14 protein-coding genes are annotated in these 18,337 nt (G+C 58.4%); 10 read left to right on the top strand and 4 right to left on the bottom strand.

Annotation, left to right across the window (positions count from 1 at the left end; translation table 11 throughout):
• Positions 1-65 precede the first annotated feature (65 nt).
• Complete coding sequence (gene gyrB / locus FLP30_RS11725) at positions 66-2,504, top strand: DNA topoisomerase (ATP-hydrolyzing) subunit B (RefSeq protein WP_149279959.1); 2,439 nt, start codon at positions 66-68, stop codon at positions 2,502-2,504.
• A gap of 55 nt (positions 2,505-2,559) precedes the next feature.
• Here gyrB and kdsA read toward each other — a convergent pair whose 3' ends face one another.
• The 4 genes from kdsA to tpiA all read right to left on the bottom strand — a co-directional run bounded on the left by kdsA (position 2,560) and on the right by tpiA (position 6,290).
• Positions 2,560-3,402: a 3-deoxy-8-phosphooctulonate synthase gene (gene kdsA, locus FLP30_RS11730; RefSeq protein WP_149279960.1), complete on the bottom strand. Its 843-nt coding sequence runs from the start codon at positions 3,400-3,402 to the stop codon at positions 2,560-2,562.
• Positions 3,399-5,033, bottom strand: coding sequence for a CTP synthase (locus FLP30_RS11735; RefSeq protein WP_149279961.1), 1,635 nt, complete (start codon positions 5,031-5,033; stop codon positions 3,399-3,401). Before FLP30_RS11735 ends, kdsA begins: the two co-directional genes overlap by 4 nt.
• 141 nt (positions 5,034-5,174) lie before the next feature.
• Positions 5,175-5,522 (bottom strand): preprotein translocase subunit SecG, encoded by a 348-nt coding sequence (gene secG, locus FLP30_RS11740; protein ID WP_149279962.1) that lies wholly within the window; start codon positions 5,520-5,522, stop codon positions 5,175-5,177.
• A 27-nt stretch (positions 5,523-5,549) separates the two neighbouring features.
• Positions 5,550-6,290 (bottom strand): triose-phosphate isomerase, encoded by a 741-nt coding sequence (gene tpiA / locus FLP30_RS11745; protein WP_149279963.1) that lies wholly within the window; start codon positions 6,288-6,290, stop codon positions 5,550-5,552.
• A gap of 245 nt (positions 6,291-6,535) precedes the next feature.
• Here tpiA and FLP30_RS11750 point away from each other — a divergent pair, with 245 nt between their 5' ends.
• The 9 genes from FLP30_RS11750 (at position 6,536) to lpdA (ending at position 18,226) form a co-directional block, all read left to right on the top strand.
• The gene (locus FLP30_RS11750) at positions 6,536-8,452 is read left to right on the top strand and encodes a peptidylprolyl isomerase (RefSeq protein WP_149279964.1); all 1,917 of its coding nucleotides are present in this window, start codon (positions 6,536-6,538) and stop codon (positions 8,450-8,452) included.
• Positions 8,449-9,987: an anthranilate synthase component I gene (gene trpE, locus FLP30_RS11755; protein ID WP_149279965.1), complete on the top strand. Its 1,539-nt coding sequence runs from the start codon at positions 8,449-8,451 to the stop codon at positions 9,985-9,987. Before FLP30_RS11750 ends, trpE begins: the two co-directional genes overlap by 4 nt.
• A 57-nt stretch (positions 9,988-10,044) precedes the next feature.
• Positions 10,045-10,638, top strand: a complete 594-nt coding sequence (locus FLP30_RS11760; protein WP_149279966.1) for an anthranilate synthase component II — start codon at positions 10,045-10,047, stop codon at positions 10,636-10,638.
• Positions 10,635-11,753: an anthranilate phosphoribosyltransferase gene (gene trpD, locus FLP30_RS11765; RefSeq protein WP_149279967.1), complete on the top strand. Its 1,119-nt coding sequence runs from the start codon at positions 10,635-10,637 to the stop codon at positions 11,751-11,753. Before FLP30_RS11760 ends, trpD begins: the two co-directional genes overlap by 4 nt.
• A gap of 10 nt (positions 11,754-11,763) precedes the next feature.
• Complete coding sequence (trpC, locus tag FLP30_RS11770; RefSeq protein WP_149279968.1) at positions 11,764-12,636, top strand: indole-3-glycerol phosphate synthase TrpC; 873 nt, start codon at positions 11,764-11,766, stop codon at positions 12,634-12,636.
• A 491-nt stretch (positions 12,637-13,127) separates the two neighbouring features.
• On the top strand, positions 13,128-14,138 hold the full coding sequence (pdhA, locus tag FLP30_RS11775; protein WP_149279969.1) for a pyruvate dehydrogenase (acetyl-transferring) E1 component subunit alpha: 1,011 nt from the start codon (positions 13,128-13,130) through the stop codon (positions 14,136-14,138).
• Between the two features lie 6 nt (positions 14,139-14,144).
• Positions 14,145-15,500 (top strand): pyruvate dehydrogenase complex E1 component subunit beta, encoded by a 1,356-nt coding sequence (locus tag FLP30_RS11780; RefSeq protein ID WP_149279970.1) that lies wholly within the window; start codon positions 14,145-14,147, stop codon positions 15,498-15,500.
• An 11-nt stretch (positions 15,501-15,511) separates the two neighbouring features.
• A complete protein-coding gene (locus FLP30_RS11785) occupies positions 15,512-16,786 on the top strand; it encodes a pyruvate dehydrogenase complex dihydrolipoamide acetyltransferase (RefSeq protein ID WP_149279971.1) in 1,275 nt (424 codons plus the stop codon).
• 27 nt (positions 16,787-16,813) lie between these two features.
• Positions 16,814-18,226 carry a dihydrolipoyl dehydrogenase gene (gene lpdA, locus FLP30_RS11790; RefSeq protein ID WP_149279972.1) on the top strand — a complete coding sequence of 471 codons (1,413 nt, stop codon included), beginning with the start codon at positions 16,814-16,816 and terminating at the stop codon, positions 18,224-18,226.
• Positions 18,227-18,337 lie beyond the last annotated feature (111 nt).

The raw sequence follows: 18,337 nt of genomic DNA on the forward strand, positions 1-18,337 counted from the left end.
GACGAGAGCAGGATATAATATCTCCTTGGTTTTTGGTTCTTCCTTTCGTGGAGTACAGCATCCTAATGACTGAAGTCTCTCAGCCCACGCCATCAGCGGTCGTTGACGAGTATGACGCCGCGTCGATCTCTGTGCTGAAGGGGCTTGATGCTGTCCGCAAGCGGCCGGGCATGTACATCGGCGACACGGACGATGGCTCAGGCCTGCACCACATGGCATTTGAAATTATTGATAATGCCGTGGACGAAGCGCAGGCTGGCTTTGCCACACGCTGTATTGTCACCCTCAATGCCGATGGCAGCGTGACTGTCCGTGACAATGGCCGTGGCATCCCGACCGATATGCATGCCGAGGAAGGCGTGAGTGCTGCTGAAGTCGTGCTGACGCGCCTGCACGCGGGCGGCAAGTTTAACCAGAACTCCTACAAGGTATCCGGCGGCCTGCACGGCGTGGGTGCTGCCGTTGTGAATGCCCTGTCGGAATGGATGTATGTCCGCATCTGGCGCAACGGGCAGGAACACAGCATCCGCTTTGCCCATGGTGACAGGGTTGACCCGCTGCAACTGCTTGGCCCCTCCACCGAGGAAAGCGGGACAGAAGTCACCTTTCTGCCCAGTGGCGCGACATTCCCCAGAACAGTTTTTGATTTCGCCATTCTGGAGCGTCGCCTGCGGGAGCTGGCATTCCTGAACTCGGGTCTGGAAATCATTCTGCGTGATGCCCGCGTCACTCCAACCCGTGAAGAAATTTTCCATTACGAAGGTGGGCTTGAAGCCTTTGTCACCTGGCTGGACCGCTCACGCACAGCCCTGATTACCCCGCCCATGACCGGTAGCCTTGAAAACCCCGAAAACGGTATCAAGGTCGAGTTTGCTCTCAGCTGGAACGACAGCTTCCACGAGACCATGCTCTGCTTCACCAACAATATCCCCCAAAGGGATGGTGGGGCCCATCTGGCAGGGTTCCGGCAGGCTTTGACCCGTATTGTCAGCCGCTATGCTGAAAGCATCGCCAAGAAAGATGCCCAGTCCCTGCAAGGGGAAGACATGCGCGAAGGGCTGACGGCTGTCCTGTCCGTCAAAGTCCCTGACCCCAAGTTCTCGTCCCAGACCAAGGACAAGCTGGTCTCCTCCGAAGTGCAGCCTGTGGTGCATGCCGCTGCGGCTGACATTATTGGCCACTGGTTTGAAACACACCCCAAGGAAGCCAAAACCGTTATCGCCAAGGTTTTGGATGCTGCCTCGGCCCGTGAAGCCGCAAAGAAAGCGCGGGAACTGACACGCCGGAAAGGCGTGCTCGACATTTCCTCACTCCCCGGCAAGCTGGCTGACTGTCAGGCGCGTGACCCGGCCCAGGCGGAACTGTTCATTGTGGAGGGTGACTCCGCAGGTGGTACAGCCAAGCAGGGAAGGGACCGTCGTTTTCAAGCAATCCTGCCTCTGAAAGGCAAGATCCTCAATGTTGAGCGCGCCCGGTTTGACCGCATGCTGGGGTCGGCTGAAATCGGCACACTCATTACCGCACTGGGTACAGGCATTGGCCGGGGCGAGGCCGATCAGGGCGGTTTTTCCATAGACAAGCTCCGCTACCACCGCATTGTCATCATGACTGATGCTGACGTTGATGGCTCGCATATCCGCACACTGCTGCTGACATTCTTCTTCCGTCAGATGCCAGAGTTGATTGAGCGTGGTTACCTGTATATTGCGCAGCCTCCTCTGTACCGCGCCAAACGCGGCAATGAGGAAACCTACCTGAAGGATGATGCCGCGCTGGAGAAGTATCTTCTGGATAAAGCGCTGGCCAAGGTTTCTTTCGTCTATTCCAACGGCCGCACAATAGCGGGTGATGACATTGATGCAGAAATCCCTTTCATCCGTCAGGCGTATCAGGTCATTGCCAGGATTGCAGGGCGTATTCCCTTGTGGATTATCGAGCAGGCAGCCCTTAGCGGTGTTCTGACACCCGACGTAGACCGCCTGCAGGCTTTGGCCCCCGATTTCCAGAACCGCCTGGATGCTGCATCCTCCCAGACTGAGCGTGGGTGGAAGGTTGAGGCCGGAGACAATGGCCTTGAACTGGCCCGTAATGTGCGCGGTGTTGGTGAACGATACAGCCTTGACCCAGCAACCCTTGCTGGAGCAGATGCACGCTGGCTGAACAGCCAGAATGAACGTCTGCAAAACGACTATGGCACAGGCATGGTCCTGAAGTCTGAAACCAGCGAAACCACCCTGTCTGGCCCGGCCGACCTGTTTACACGCCTGCTGACACAGGGCCGCAGAGGCCTTGCCATCAACCGCTTTAAAGGTCTGGGCGAAATGAATGACGCCCAGTTGTGGGAGACCACCCTAGACCCAGCCATGCGGACACTGCTGCAGGTCAAGGTTGGGGACAGTGAAGAAGCGGGAGACGTGTTCACGACACTGATGGGTGATGTCGTGGAGCCCCGTCGGGACTTTATCGTGGGCAACGCACTGAAGGTTGCTAACCTGGACGTCTAAAAAATCTAGCTACTGTGTGGGGCGATTGTCCCACACAGTAGCCATTTTTGACTTTTTAAAGCGCCATATCCTTGACCAACTGGTCAAGTTTTTTGAACTGCTGCAACAGTGCAGGCAATTCACGAATGGGCAGCATGTTCGGGCCATCGCTAGGAGCGGTGTCCGGGCTTTCATGCGTTTCCAGAAAAACGGCAGCAATACCAGTCGCCAATGCAGCGCGCGCCAGTATGGGGGCGAATTCACGCTGCCCACCAGAAGCCCCACCCAAGCCACCCGGCTGCTGCACGGAGTGTGTGGCGTCAAACACCACCGGGTATCCTGTTTGCGCCATAATAGGCAGGGCGCGCATGTCATTCACCAGCGTGTTGTAGCCGAAGCTGCTCCCACGCTCGCACAGCATGATTTTCTGATTGCCGGTCGAAGCAATTTTCTGTGCCACATACTGCATGTCCCAAGGAGCCAGAAACTGGCCTTTCTTGACATTGACCGCAGCCCCAGTGCGCCCTGCTGCAAGCAGCAGATCTGTCTGTCGGCATAGGAACGCGGGAATTTGCAGCACGTCCACAGCCTGCGCGACAGGGGCACATTGCTCGGCCGTATGCACATCTGTCAGAACGGGCAGGGCCAGTTCGGAGCGGACGCGGGCCAGAATGTCCAGCCCAGCCTGCATCCCAATCCCCCTGGCCCCAGACACGCTGGTCCGGTTTGCCTTGTCGAAAGAGCTTTTATAAATCAGCCCGATCCCGGCAGCCTGACACATCTCCTTCAGCGCTGCCGCCGTTTCCAGCGCATGGGCTGCTGATTCAATCTGGCAAGGCCCGGCAATCAGCACAAAAGGCTTGTCATTGCCCAGCGCCAAGGACCCAATTGAAAAACCATGCTCAGTTGGTGCGGTCATGCCTTGCGTGCCTGTGCCAGTGCTGCGCCCACAAACCCGGCAAACAGCGGATGGGGTGCAAAGGGGCGAGACTTCAGTTCCGGGTGGTACTGTACCGCTATAAACCAGGGGTGGTCAGGATATTCGACAACCTCTGGTAAAATACCATCGGGGGACAGGCCGGAGAATTTGAGCCCGGTTTTTTCAAGCTGGTCTTTGTAGTGAATATTCACTTCATAACGGTGACGGTGACGCTCACGGATTGCAGTCGCACCATAGACATCCGCTGCGCGTGACCCTGCAATCAACGTGGCGGGGTAAGCACCAAGCCGCATTGTGCCGCCCAGTTCACCACTCTCGCTCCGCCGCAGCCGCTCGTTCCCACGCGCCCATTCGGTCATCAAGCCCACCAGAGGCTCATCCGTCTGGCCGAATTCGGTGGAGGAGGCATGAGGCAGGCCAGCAAGGTTACGGGCACACTCGATCACCGCCATCTGCATGCCAAAGCAGATCCCCAGGAAGGGAATTCCATTTTCGCGGGCAAAACGGATGGCTTCAATCTTGCCCTGTGACCCACGCTCCCCAAAGCCGCCGGGGACCAGAATACCATGAGCACCCGCCAGAATGGCCTGTGTTTCGGCTGGGTTTTTCTCAAGGCTTTCTGCCTCAATCCAGTCCAGACGCACCTTGGTCAGATGCGCGATCCCACCATGCAACAAGGCTTCGGCAAGGGATTTGTAGCTATCAAGCAGGGCTGTATATTTGCCCACGACAGCAATCCGCACTTCCGCCTCGGGGTGGCGAATGGCGTCAACAATTTTCTGCCAACCGGAAAGATCAGGCTCCTCAGTATGGGGCAAGCCGAAGTAGTGCAGCACTTCCGTATCCATACCCTCAGCATGGTAGGACAGGGGGCAGGCGTAGATTGTATCAACATCACGCGCAGCAATAACCGCTTCAGGGCGGACGTTGCAGAAATTGGCAATCTTGCGGCGCTCGGTTGCCGGGATTGGGCGGTCACACCGGCAGAGCAGAATCTGCGGCTGAATACCCACATTCTGCAATTCCTTGACGGAATGCTGGGTCGGCTTGGTCTTGAGTTCCCCTGCAGAAGGAATCCAGGGCAGCAACGTCAGATGCACAACCATTGTCTGGTCCGTGCCAAGATCATTGCGGAGCTGCCGGATAGCTTCCAGAAACGGCAGGCTTTCAATATCGCCAACCGTTCCGCCAATTTCGACCAGCACAAAATCCAGGTCATCAGTGTTGGCGACAACAATGTCCTTAATCGCATCCGTAATATGCGGGATCACCTGCACCGTAGCGCCCAGATAATCACCACGGCGTTCCCGCGCGATGACATCCGAATAGATCTTGCCTGTCGTGGTATTGTCTTCACGCGATGCGTTAACATCCGTGAAGCGTTCATAATGGCCCAGATCCAGATCGGTCTCGGCACCGTCTTCTGTCACAAAGACTTCGCCGTGCTGGTACGGGCTCATGGTGCCGGGGTCAACATTCAGATAGGGGTCGAGCTTCCGCAGGCGGACCTTGTAGCCACGCGCCTGCAAAAGGGCTGCGAGAGCGGCGGACGCAATCCCCTTTCCGAGAGAGGACACCACACCACCGGTGATAAATACAAAGCGGGTCATGAGCAGACTTCCTACGCGGGCAGAACCGAGTGGGTAAAAAAGAACAAACGAAAAAGACCGCATACAAGGCTGCATGCGGTGACCGAAAGAGACAACATCCCCCTCCACGTCTGCTGTGGACAGGAGGGAGACATCAGCATGTCACGGATGGGCCGGGGCGGGGGCAGGTGCCGGGGTGACCGCCTGCTGGGGCGGGGCAACAGGTGCTGTGGCCGCAGGCTGGGGTGCCTGCCCAAGAATATCCTGCCCAGCCCCAGTCACGCCGCCTTTGTAAAGGACAGCCAGAGTCAGGGACAACAGCATGAACAACCCGGCCAGAATCGCTGTTGTACGCGTTAGCAGGTTGGCCGTCCCGCGACCGGACATAAAGGCCCCCATGCCCTGGCTGCTGCCAATGCCAAGGCCACCGCCTTCGCTGCGCTGGATCAGCACAACGCCGATCAGGGCTATTGTGACACAGAAATGCAGGATCAGCAGGGCTGTGGTCATGTCAGGTTCCAGATTCAATACAGGCGGTCAGGCAGCCGATGCGGCGCTGACAATGGAGAGAAACGCATCCGCGTCTAGGCTGGCGCCACCAACAAGCGCCCCCCCGACCTCGGGAATACCAAGGATGGCGGCTGCATTGTCAGCGTTCACGGACCCTCCATACAGGATTTTGATAGCTTTTCCAGCCTCTCCAAACTGTCGCACCAGTTCCTCACGCAGGAAAAGCATGGTCTGGGCAATCTGCTCGGTCGTCGCGGCAAGCCCCGTACCAATGGCCCAGATGGGTTCATACGCCAGTACTCCGGCAAAATTGTCGGGCAGGGAGCCCTTGATCTGCCAGCCAAGAACATCGGTATAATCACCGCTTTCGCGCTGGTCTTCCGTCTCCCCGATGCAGACAATGGGTGTCAGCCCGGCCTTGGTTGCGGCGATGGCTTTTTCCCGCACGGTGTCATCCAGTTCACCATGCCCCTGCCGACGCTCGGAATGTCCAAGGATGACGTAAGATACGCCAAACTCACCCAGCATCGTGGCAGAAATATCGCCGGTATAGGCCCCAGATGGGGCTTTGTGGCAGTCCTGCGCGCCCAGAGCCAAAGCCGTTCCGGCAAGGCTGTCGGCCAGCAACGGCAACAGGGTAAAGGGCGGGCAGACAACAACATCCGCCGCATCAGCAGGCAGGCGGGCCACAAGGGCCTGCGCCAGCCCCTGTGCATTCTGCCGCGTGCCATTCATTTTCCAATTGCCTGCGATAAGCTGTCGGCTCATGCTCTGCTCCCTGCGGTTTCCTGCACAGCCACGACCAACAGGCGCGGCGGCGCTGATACTGTCTGTCTGCCTAAACCATGGATAGGCCCGTCAGGGCAAGCCAGCCAGACATAGCATGCCCCGTGCCCAGCGCCTGATGTGTAAGTCATGGTTATGTCTGGTCAAGTGGGTCGCCTGCGCTTATGGTGCCGCGCCTGAATGTGAGAACGGCATCTTGCCTGACAAAGCTGTGGATCCCCTCTGTCATGATCTCCTCTCTTCGTCGAATTCTGGTTGAATCGTGGCTGGGCCGCGTTATCGCCATCGTCGTCTTTGCTGCGTTTATCGGTTGGGGGGTCGGCGATGTCATCGGCTATATGGGCACCAGCCCCAATGTTGCCGCACAGGTGGGTGAAAGCGATGTCACCGCGCCGGACCTTGCCGCCGCCCTGCGGCAGGAGGTGCCCACTGTTGCCCAGCAGATGGGGCTGAGCGATGCCTCCCAGCTTTCTCCCGCCATGCTCCAGCAGGTTGCACGGCAGATTCTGCAACGCCTGACGGGTCAGGCAGAACTGCTGAATGCCGCCCACACCATGAAGGTTGTGGTGCCTGACGAGGCCATCCGAAAAGAAATTTTCTCCCTCCCATATTTCCGTGGCAGCAATGGTCAGTTTGATCGCGCGCTTTTCAACCAGAAGCTGCGCGCACAAGGGCTGACGGAACAACGCGTGATCCAGATCGTGCGCGACGACCTGACAGCCCGCACTCTGCTGCAACCTATTGCCCAGAGTGGCAGCGCCTCCGAAATCCTGATCCAGAAGCTGGTGCAGTATGGCGCACGCACACGAATGGTCGATTTTGTGACCATTCCCTTTGAAAATGTGCCCCAACCCGCCACTGCTGATGAGACAACGCTGCGCCGCTACTATGCCAACCACCCTTGGCTGTTCCGCACCGCCGAGCAGCGCCATGCCCGCATTGTCGTTCTATCGCCCGACACGGTAGCCCAGAACATTCCGGTGGATGAAAAACAGCTCCGCCGTATTTATGACGAGCAGAACAGCCGCTTCAACACCCCGGAAACGCGGGATCTGCAACTGATCACCCTGCCTGATGCCACGCAGGCCCAGGCTGTTCACGCCGCATGGCAGCGCAGTGGAAGCTGGCAGGAGGCTCAACAGGCCGCCAAAGGCGCTGCTGCTGTTGAAATGCCCGCGACACGAGCATCCGCCATTCCGTCAGAGGCCCTGCGAAGCGCCATTTTCCAGGCGCAGGCAGGTCAGGTGAACCCTGTGATCCAGACAGAAAACGGCTCGGCCGTGTTCCGTGTCACAAAGATCACCCCCGCCCGCAGCACATCGTATGAGCAGGCCAAGCCTGACATTCTGGCCGAATACCGCAAGGCCATTGCCCCTTCGCTGATTACCGACCGGCGACGGACATTGCAGGATGCCATTGCAGGTAAAGGGCTTGATGCCATTCCCGATACCCTGGGGGCTGTCGCAGCCGCGGGCTCGTTGGATGCCCGCGGTATAACGGCCGAGGGTCAGCCTGCGCCGTTGCCTGCGTCTGGCGCATTGCGCGAGGCCATTATCCATCAGGTTTTCACACAAAAAGAGGGGGCAGCCCCGTATCTTGTCGAAGGCCCGGATAATGGCTGGTTTGCGGTGGATGTGGACAAGATCAGCCCCGCCAGCCCGCGCAGCTTTGAGCAGGCCCGCGCTGATGTATTGAAGGCATGGCAGGCGGATAACCGCCGTCAGGCCGCCAACCAGCAGGCAACCGCACTTTACGTCGCCAGCAAGGCCTTGGGCACCATTGCCCCTACGGCTTCCGCCAAAGGGCAGGTTACGCGCAACGTGCCGCTTTCACTGGCATCTGCCAATCAGGCCATTCCTGCCGAACTGGCGCCCCAGTTAGCCCGTATGCAGGCAGGGCAGGCGATCATGGCCGAGAATGACCACGCCTTTTTTGTCGCGGTTGTGACCAAGGTCTTTACACCTGACCCGCCCATGTCCGCGACTAACATGCAGAAGCTGAAATCCGCTCTGGCCCAGGCCGATAGCGAAGACCTTGTCGCCGCGTTTATTGATGCTCTAGCAGCCCGCACGCCGCCCCGCATCAACCCGACGGGCATCACATCCGCCCTCGACATCGCAGGGCTGGGAGAGGCCAGACAATGAGCACAAGCGCCAATACCGCGACGTCTCCCTCTCTCCAGGTCTGTGAAGCGGCATGGGAGCAGGGTCAGGCCTCTGTTGTTTTTTCAGTGGAAGCCGCCGACCTTCTGACACCCGTTTCGGCCTATATCCGTCTGGCCCATCTCGATGGCAGCACAGGGCAGCACAGCCTGCTGCTTGAAAGCGTGGAAGGCGGCGTCTCCCGTGGGCGGTATTCCGTCATTGCTCTCAAGCCTGACCTTGTGTGGACATGCCATAACGGCCAGGTAACCCTGCATGATGGGGCGGGTCTGCCACAGTCGCCCGCATGGATGCAGCAGGGCAAGCCGCTGGATAGTCTGCGCCAGCTTATACACACCAGCAGGCTTGACCTCCCCACAGGGTTGCCACCCATGATTGCGGGATTGTTTGGCTACCTTGGCTACGACATGGTCCGGCAGATGGAAGACCTGCCCAATGCGCCGGTTGATGATCTGGACCTTCCAGAAGGGGTGATCATGCGTCCGGGTCTGTTTGCCGTTTTCGATACGGTGACAGACGAACTCATTTTGGCAGCCCCCGTGCGCCCTGCTGAAACAGAAACCGCAGGGCAGGCGTGGGAGAGGGCACACGCCCTGCTGGAACGCGCCCGCACATGCCTGCTGGGTGCTTTGCCCGCTCTACCCTCTGCCCAACCCACAGCACCGCTGGCTGACCCGACATCCACTTTCAGCAAGCAGGATTTCTGCGCGGCGGTGGAAAAAATACAGGAATACATTGCTGCGGGGGATGCTTTTCAGGTTGTTCCCAGCCAGCGCTTTTCCACCCCGTTCCCTTTGCCCTCTCTGGCGCTATATCGTGCATTGCGGCGGGTTAACCCGGCTCCCTTTCTGTTCCATCTCGACTTTGGGGACTTCTCACTGGTCGGGTCATCACCCGAAATTCTTGTCCGTCTACGCGATGGCCGCATGACTGTCAGGCCTCTGGCAGGCACACGCCCACGTGGTGCCACCCCGGAAGAAGACAAAAAGCTGGAAGAGGAACTTCTGGCCGATCAGAAGGAAATCGCTGAACATCTGATGCTGATTGATCTGGGCCGCAATGATGTCGGACGCGTCTGCACCCCCGGTTCCGTTAACGTTACAGAGCGCTTTGTCATCGAGCGGTTCAGCCACGTCATGCATATTTCCTCCAATGTGGAAGGCATATTGCAGCCGGATCTGGAAGCACTCGATGCCCTTGTGGCCGCATTTCCAGCAGGCACCCTGACCGGAGCGCCCAAAATCCGGGCCATGGAAATCATTGACGAGATCGAGCGTACCCGCCGCGCAACCTATGCGGGCTGCATCGGGTATTTTGGCGCCGGGGGCGACATGGATACCTGCATTGGCCTGCGCATGGCTGTGCTCAAAAACGGGACCATGCATGTGCAGGCAGGCTGTGGTGTTGTTGCCGACAGCGTGCCCGAAATGGAATACGAGGAAACGCGACACAAGGCACGCGCCGTATTCCGGGCAGCCGAACTCGCAATCCAGCAGGCGGGAGACGGGAAGGGCTGAGCACGCCTTTCCTCTCCGTCATTTGACCAGTGCGCGGTAAAGGGCCATCATTCCGCCATGATCCTACTGATCGACAATTATGATAGTTTTACCTTCAACCTCGTCCATTATCTGGGCGAGTTGGGGGAGACATGCCACGTCGTCCGCAACGACGCGCTGAGTGTGGATGACGCGCTGGCCCTCAAGCCGCACGCCATTGTGCTCTCACCCGGCCCATGCTCCCCTGATGAAGCCGGGATTTGCTGTGACCTGATTGCTGCCGCCGCAGGCAAGGTACCCGTATTTGGGGTCTGCCTTGGCCACCAGTCCATCGGGCAGGTGTTCGGGGCGCAGGTTGTCCGTGCTCCTGTGCCTATGCACGGTAAAATCAGCCCTGTTTTCCATGACGGCAAGGATGTCTTTGCCGGGGTACCCAGCCCCTTCAAAGCCACCCGCTACCACAGCCTGACGCTAGAACCAGCCAGTATTCCCCCTGAGCTTGAAGTGACAGCCTGGACAGAAGACGGTGTTATCATGGGGGTCCGACACCGGACCTATCCGATTTCAGGCGTGCAGTTTCATCCTGAAAGCATTGCGTCGGAATATGGACACGACCTGCTGCGTAATTTCCTGAGCATTGCTCAGGACTGGCACGCCGGACAGGCGGCATGACAGCCCAGCCGCAACATTCCGCACCGGACGCCTATGATCCCACACGCCTGACCGCGACACTGCTCAAGCTTGCCGACCGGCACGACCTTGATGTCGGTGAGGCTGAAGCCGCCTTTGGGGCCATTATGGATGGGGCTGTCCCGCCCGAACATATTGCCGCCTTCCTCATGGCGTTGCGGGTCAAGGGAGAGACGCGGGATGAGTTGCTGGGGGCTGTCACCGCCCTGCGGGCACGTATGCACCCCGTACCCGCCATGCCTGAGGACACCCTTGATGTCTGCGGCACAGGGGGCGACCATTACGGTACACTGAATGTTTCCACCGCCGTCGCTTTTGTGCTGGCGGGGCTTGGTGTGCCTGTTGCCAAACATGGCAATCGGGCTGTGTCCTCTCGCTCTGGGGCATCGGATGTTCTGACCGCCCTTGGCGTGCCCCTTTCGCCCGGTGCTGAAACCCATGCCGCGTGGATGCGCGACTACCGCGCTATTTTTCTGGCAGCCCCGCATCATCATCCCGCCATGCGACATGCCGCAGCCGTCCGCAAGATGCTTGCGTTGCCCACACTGTTCAATCTTGTCGGGCCACTGGTCAACCCGGCCGGGGTCAAGCGCCAGTTGATTGGTGTGTTTTCCCCCCGCTGGCTGGAGCCGATTGTCGATGTGCTCCGCACTCTTGGTTCTGAACGGGTCTGGGCTGTCTGCGGCCAGCCCCGCGACGGCAAAACCGGCATTGATGAAATTACCCTGGCAGGGCCAACTCTGGCAGTTGCTTTGGAACAGGGCCAAACCTGCCAGTTTGTTATAGAACCGGAGATGGCAGGACTTGCATACGCGCCGGTCAGTGCCATAAAAGGGAAAGACGCACACCACAATGCAGCCACGCTTGATGCGCTGCTGCATGGGGCTGCCGGACCCTACCGGGATACGGTTCTGCTAAACGCAGCCTGTGCCCTCCACATTGCGGGGAGGGTCAGCATTTTGCGCAACGGGCATATTGACCCGACAGCCCTGCAGGAAAGCGTGGCTCAGGCCGCCTTTTCGCTCGATAGCGGTGCCGCTCTTGCGGTGCTGAATGGTTTACGCTCGTCATCAGCGATGCACACGCCTGAGACATGACAGGATAATCATGACCGACACCCCCACCAGTCCCACGGTTGCACCTACCACCTGCAGCACAGAACATGGCCCCGACGGCCTGCCCGATGTTCTGGCGCGAATCTGTGCCCGCACACGGCTGGAAGTGGAGCATCGTTCCACGCTACTGTCCCTCAAGGACATCACTGCCAAGGCCCAGGAAAGCAAAGAGGCTCCCCGTGGCTTTGGACGCACCCTGAAAGAAAAGGCCGCCGACCGGAAAGTCGGTCTGATTGCTGAGATCAAAAAGGCCTCTCCCTCCGCCGGAATCCTGCAGGAACATTATGATCCCGCGCAGATTGCCAAAGCCTACGAGCAGGCGGGCGCTGCGTGCCTGTCGGTGCTGACAGAAAGCTCCTGCTTTCATGGCTCCAACGATGATCTGATCACAGCGCGGAATGCGACCTCCCTGCCAGTCCTGCGCAAGGACTTCATCCTTGATCCGTGGCAGGTTTATGAAAGCCGGATGATCGGTGCGGATTGTATCCTCCTGATCATGGCCATCCTGTCAGATGAAATGGCGCTGGAACTGGTAGATCACGCCAAAGGGCTGGATATCGACGTTCTGGTAGAAGTGCATGATGAGGAGGAACTCAATCGCGCTCTGGCGCTGGATACCTTCCTGATCGGCATCAACAACCGTAACCTGAAAACGCTGGCAACCGACATTACGACAACCAACAGGCTTGCGCCGTTGGTGCCGCCTGACCGGATTATTGTCTCCGAAAGCGGGATCAAGACCCATGCCGAGGTCGCCCAGCTTTCAGGAATCGGTGTGACCGGCTTTCTGGTAGGGGAATCTCTGCTGCGTCAAGCTGATCCCGGTGATGCAGCCCGCAAGCTGCTTTCCCCCGACGGTAACTGACCTTTCGGGCCTGATAGACTAATGTCAGGCCCGAAATTTTTTCCTCTGCCATGAAGGCCCAGAACTCATTGAAAAACAGTGTGTTTTCGGGCTCACTCTTGGCTTCCCCGACTCTGTCATTCCGCTTAAACAACAGATGCCCTGCACGGGCCTGACGGTTCAGGCACAAAGCGGGATGACAAAAACGCGACGCGCTTCTTTGTTACAACAAAGTACGCAACTGGCATGCAAAAAGGGACGTTGAGTGTTGCGTTCAGAGCAATGCAGCCCCAGATGCTCCACCGCAGGAGAAAGACGACACCTAGGACATCACGTATCGCTACCATCAGACTGCTGAACCAAAACGGGGAATAGCCCGGAAACCAGAAACTATAAGAATAAAAATCCAACAGGATTCCGAGTATTTAAAATTATAAAAATAACATCTCTGTTCACCCACTAGATAGGCAGCGGTCAGATTGAAAATATGATGAATAACAGGGGTTTTATGTATGAAAACAAAAGACACACAGGTTGAAAAACCCACAAGCAACGGCCCGTCCCTGACCCGCGAAGAATTTCTGAGCGCCTATCACGACATGCTGCTGATCCGCCGTTTTGAAGAAAAAACCGGCCAGCTTTATGGGATGAACCTGATTGGTGGCTTCTGCCACCTGTATATCGGCCAGGAAGCCGTGGTAACCGGCATCCAGATGAACCTGCGTGAGGGCGACAAGCTCATCACCTCCTACCGTGACCACGGGCAGATGCTGGCCGCAGGCATGGACCCGCGCGGGGTGATGGCTGAGTTGACCGGCCGCGCCACCGGGTATTCCCGCGGCAAGGGCGGGTCCATGCATATGTTCTCCCGCGAAAAGAACTTTTATGGCGGGCACGGCATTGTCGGCGCACAGGTAGCTCTTGGCATCGGCCTTGCGTTTGCCAACCAGTACCGTGGCACTGATGAAGTGGCTGTGACCTATTTTGGTGATGGGGCCAGCAACCAGGGTCAGGTGTACGAAAGCTACAATCTGGCCGCGCTGCACAAGCTGCCGTGTATTTTCGTGATCGAAAACAACAAATACGGCATGGGCACATCCATCGAGCGCGCCTCCGCCTCTCACGAACTGTACAAGAACGGTGCCCCCTGGGGCATTCCGGGCCTGCGGGTTGATGGCATGGACGTTGCCGCCGTGCACGCTGCCGCAGCAGAAGCCGTGGCCCATTGCCGGGCAGGGAAGGGACCATACCTGCTGGAAATGATGACCTACCGCTACCGTGGGCACTCCATGTCCGACCCGGCAAAATACCGGAGCCGTGAGGAAGTCGATCAGGTCCGCAAGCTGCACGACCCCATTGAGCATGTCCGGCATATCCTGCTGGATGCAGGCGTGGAGGAAAGCACCCTCAAGGACATCGACAGCAAGATCAAAGCGGTTGTCAACGATGCGGCGGAGTTTGCCCAGACCAGTCCCGAGCCGGACCCCGCAGAACTTTATACGGACATTGTGCTGGAGGCGTGATTACTGATGGCTACTGAAATTCTGATGCCAGCCCTGTCCCCGACCATGACAGAAGGCAAGCTGGCCCGTTGGCTGAAAAAAGAAGGCGACGTTGTCTCCAGCGGTGACATTCTGGCCGAGATTGAAACCGACAAAGCAACCATGGAAGTTGAAGCGGTTGAGGAAGGCATCCTCGGCCGCCTGCTGGTTGCCGAAGGGGCTGAAGGCGTGGCGGTCAATGCCCCCATCGCCATTCTGATCGCGGAAGGTGAGGCTGTGCCTGATGTTGACAGCGCTCCCTCGGCCCCGACACCAGCAGTCTCCCCGGTGGTTTCTGAGGCCGCCGCAGTCACCCAGCCTGTTCCTCCCGCGGCCCCCGTCGTGGCGGAAGAAAAGGAATGGGGCGAGACCCAGGAAATTACCGTCCGCGAGGCCCTGCGCGACGCCATGGCGGCGGAACTGCGCCACGACCCGGATGTCTTCCTGATGGGTGAGGAAGTCGCCCAGTATCAGGGTGCCTACAAAATCTCGCTGGGACTGCTGCAGGAATTTGGTGAAAAGCGTGTCATCGACATGCCCATTACCGAACATGGCTTTACCGGCATGGCCGTGGGGGCTGCGCTGACTGGCCTCAAACCGGTTGTCGAGTTCATGACCATGAACTTCGCCATGCAGGCCATTGACCACATCATCAACTCGGCAGCCAAAACACTGTATATGTCTGGCGGCCAGATGGGGTGCCCGATCGTGTTCCGCGGTCCCAATGGCGCGGCCTCCCGCGTGGGGGCGCAGCATTCGCAGTGTTATGCAAGCTGGTATGCCCATGTGCCGGGCCTCAAGGTTGTGGCTCCGTGGTCTGCGGCTGATGCCAAAGGGCTGCTGCGCGCTGCCATCCGCGACCCGAACCCCGTGATCGTGCTGGAAAATGAAATCCTCTACGGGCAGAAATTCCCTTGCCCTGTGGATGAAGACTTCATCCTGCCCATTGGCAAGGCCAAGATCGAACGTGCGGGCACGGATGTCACGATTGTTGCCTTCTCCATCGCCGTGGGTATTGCCCTTGATGCTGCTGAAGCATTGGCGAAAGAAGGGATCAACGCGGAAGTCATCAACCTGCGCAGCCTGCGTCCGCTGGACACTGACACGATTGTGGAAAGTGTGCGCAAGACCAGCCGCCTGGTGACTGTGGAAGAGGGCTGGCCCTTTGCTGGCATTGGTGCCGAAGTTGCCATGCAGGTTATTGAACACGCCTTTGACTGGCTGGACGCCCCACCCGCACGCGTAACCGGTGCGGATGTGCCCATGCCATTTGCTGCCAACCTGGAAAAGCTGGCCCTGCCGCACCCCGAGCAGGTTGTCAAAGCTGTCAAAAGCCTGATCTGAGGTGCTGAATAATGGCTACTGAAATTCTGATGCCAGCCCTTTCGCCCACCATGACGGAAGGCAAGCTGGCCCGTTGGCTGAAAAAAGAAGGGGAGAGCATCGTCAGTGGCGATGTTCTTGCCGAAATTGAAACCGACAAGGCCACGATGGAAGTCGAGGCTGTTGAGGAAGGTATTCTCGGCCGCATCCTGGTGCCAGAAGGCAGCGAGGGCATTGCCGTCAACACCCCCATCGCCATCATGGTGGAAGAAGGGGAAAGCGTGCCAGAGGCCTCCACGCCTGCCGCACCAGCTTCTGCTCCGGCTGCAACGCCAACACCTGCCCCTGCATCTGCCCCAACATCCGCCCCCGCTGCTCAGCCTGCCAAAGCGCCTGCTGTTGCCGCACCAAGTGCTGCCCCGACAACGGACCGCATTGTGGCGTCCCCGCTGGCCCGTCGCCTTGCCAAGGCCAAAGGGATCGACCTTGCCAGCGTCAAGGGTAGTGGCCCCCACGGACGTATTGTCCGCCGGGATGTTGAGGCCGCCAAGGCTGCCCCCGCTACGGCAGCACCTGCGACCCAGACCGCAGCGGCAGCAGCTCCTGCGGGCGGCAGCCGCACTGTGCCCCACACCACAATGCGTAAGGTCATTGCCCGCCGCCTGACGGAAGCAAAAGCCAATATCCCGCATTTCTATGTCTCGATGGATGTGGAACTGGATGCCCTGCTGGCTCTGCGCGGACAGTTGAACACACTTGCCCCTTCCGAAGGGCCGGATGCTTTCAAGCTTTCCGTCAACGACATGCTGGTCAAAGCCGCTGCTGTTGCGCTGAAACAGGTTCCCGAAGTCAACGCAACCTATACCGACGATGCCATGATCCTACATGACAATGCGGACATTTCCATCGCCGTATCTCTGGATGACGGGTTGATTACCCCGATCCTGCGTCAGGCTGAGCTGAAAAGCCTGAAGGACATCAGCCTCGAAGCCAAAAGCCTGATCAGCCGCGCACGCTCTGGCAAGCTGAAGCCTGAGGAGTTCCAGGGCGGTACATTCTCCATTTCCAACATGGGCATGTACGGCGTGAAAGACTTTGCTGCGATCGTTAACCCACCGCAGGCCGCCATTCTGGCCATAGCGGCTGCCAAAAAGCAGCCTGTAGTGGTTGGTGATGAACTGAAGGTCGCAACCGTCATGACTGTGACACTTTCGGTCGATCACCGGGCTGTCGATGGTGCTGCTGCTGCCCGGTGGCTGTCTGCCTTCAAGGCTGCTGTGCAGTCCCCGCTGGCTCTTGTGCTGTAACCCGGCACACACAGGAGAATAACGCAAATGAGCCAGACCTCTTTTGACATTCTTGTCCTGGGCGGTGGCCCGGGTGGCTATGTTGCAGCCCTGCGGGCAGCGCAGCTTGGCCTGTCAGTCGCTGTTGTCGAAGCCCGACACCTGGGCGGCATCTGCCTGAACTGGGGATGTATTCCCACCAAGGCCCTGCTGCGTGCCTCTGAAATCAACCATCTCCTGCATGATCTGGATGGGTATGGGTTCAAGGCCGAAGGCGTGAGCTTTGATTTTAAAAAAATCATTGCGCGATCACGTGCCGTTTCCAAGCAGTTGTCCGCTGGTGTTGCACACCTTCTGAAAAAGGCCAAAGTGCCTGTTTTTGAAGGGTTTGGAAAACTGGATGGCACAACCTCTGATGGAAAGCGGAAGGTGCTGATCAGCCCCGATGGCAAAGCACCTTTCACTCTAACCGCGCGCCACGTCATACTGGCCACCGGGGCACGGGCGCGGACCCTGCCGGGACTGGAGCCAGACGGCAAGCTTGTCTGGTCCTACCGGGAAGCTCTGGTGCCAGAAGAACTCCCCAAGCGCCTTCTGGTCATTGGTTCGGGTGCAATTGGCACGGAATTTGCTTCGTTTTACCGCAACATGGGGTCCGAGGTTACGCTGGTCGAAGCCGCCCCCCGTATCCTGCCGGTAGAAGACGAAGAGATCAGCGCCATTGCCCATAAGGAGTTCGAAAAACAAGGTATCCGTATCCTGACAGGGGCCAACATCGGCGCTCCGAAAAAATCAGGCTCTACCGTTACCCTGCGTGTTGAGGCTGGCGGCAAGGCGGAAGATATTACTGTCGATACCGTGATTTCGGCTGTCGGCATTGTTGGCAACGTCGAAAACATTGGCCTGGAAGGGACAAAAATCCAGGTTGATCGCACCCATGTTGTCACTGATGAGTTCTGCCGCACGGGTGAGGCCGGGGTTTACGCCATTGGTGATCTGGCGGGGGCCCCGTGGCTGGCTCACAAGGCCAGTCATGAAGCCGTGCTGTGTGTGGAAGCCATTGCAGGCAAGCACGTCCACCCGCTGGACAGCACCAAAATTCCTGGTTGCACATATTGCAGGCCGCAAATTGCCTCGGTCGGTTACACCGAAGCCAAAGCAAAGGAAGCCGGGTATTCTGTCAAAATCGGCAAGTTCCCGCTGCTGGCCAATGGCAAGGCACTGGCCATGGGCGAAACGACGGGCCTGATCAAAACTGTTTTTGACAGCAAGACAGGGGAATTGCTGGGCGCGCACATGATTGGTGCCGAAGTCACGGAAATGATCCAGGGTTACGTTATCGCCCGGACTGGGGAACTGACAGAGGCCGAACTGATCGAAACCGTCTTCCCGCATCCGACAATTTCTGAGTCGATGCACGAGGCAGTTTTGGCAGCCTACGGCGGTGCGCTGCACTTCTAGTCTCCCACGGGTGGCGCGTGATCTCGTGGGTGTGATCCCGCGCCGCCCGGTTTCAGGGTATTTCACAAGAACAGGCTTGACGCCCGACGCAGAGCGTTCCAGTCCTGTTTC

This window comes from Acetobacter vaccinii (assembly GCF_008365315.1).
GTDB classification, from domain to species: Bacteria; Pseudomonadota; Alphaproteobacteria; order Acetobacterales; family Acetobacteraceae; genus Acetobacter; species Acetobacter vaccinii.

Coding starts and splice junctions, on each gene's coding strand:
- gyrB (WP_149279959.1), top strand. CDS start 66: ATGACTGAAGTCTCTCAGCCCACGCCATCAGCGGTCGTTGACGAGTAT.
- kdsA (WP_149279960.1), bottom strand. CDS start 3,402: ATGACCGCACCAACTGAGCATGGTTTTTCAATTGGGTCCTTGGCGCTG.
- FLP30_RS11735 (WP_149279961.1), bottom strand. CDS start 5,033: ATGACCCGCTTTGTATTTATCACCGGTGGTGTGGTGTCCTCTCTCGGA.
- secG (WP_149279962.1), bottom strand. CDS start 5,522: ATGACCACAGCCCTGCTGATCCTGCATTTCTGTGTCACAATAGCCCTG.
- tpiA (WP_149279963.1), bottom strand. CDS start 6,290: ATGAGCCGACAGCTTATCGCAGGCAATTGGAAAATGAATGGCACGCGG.
- FLP30_RS11750 (WP_149279964.1), top strand. CDS start 6,536: ATGATCTCCTCTCTTCGTCGAATTCTGGTTGAATCGTGGCTGGGCCGC.
- trpE (WP_149279965.1), top strand. CDS start 8,449: ATGAGCACAAGCGCCAATACCGCGACGTCTCCCTCTCTCCAGGTCTGT.
- FLP30_RS11760 (WP_149279966.1), top strand. CDS start 10,045: ATGATCCTACTGATCGACAATTATGATAGTTTTACCTTCAACCTCGTC.
- trpD (WP_149279967.1), top strand. CDS start 10,635: ATGACAGCCCAGCCGCAACATTCCGCACCGGACGCCTATGATCCCACA.
- trpC (WP_149279968.1), top strand. CDS start 11,764: ATGACCGACACCCCCACCAGTCCCACGGTTGCACCTACCACCTGCAGC.
- pdhA (WP_149279969.1), top strand. CDS start 13,128: ATGAAAACAAAAGACACACAGGTTGAAAAACCCACAAGCAACGGCCCG.
- FLP30_RS11780 (WP_149279970.1), top strand. CDS start 14,145: ATGGCTACTGAAATTCTGATGCCAGCCCTGTCCCCGACCATGACAGAA.
- FLP30_RS11785 (WP_149279971.1), top strand. CDS start 15,512: ATGGCTACTGAAATTCTGATGCCAGCCCTTTCGCCCACCATGACGGAA.
- lpdA (WP_149279972.1), top strand. CDS start 16,814: ATGAGCCAGACCTCTTTTGACATTCTTGTCCTGGGCGGTGGCCCGGGT.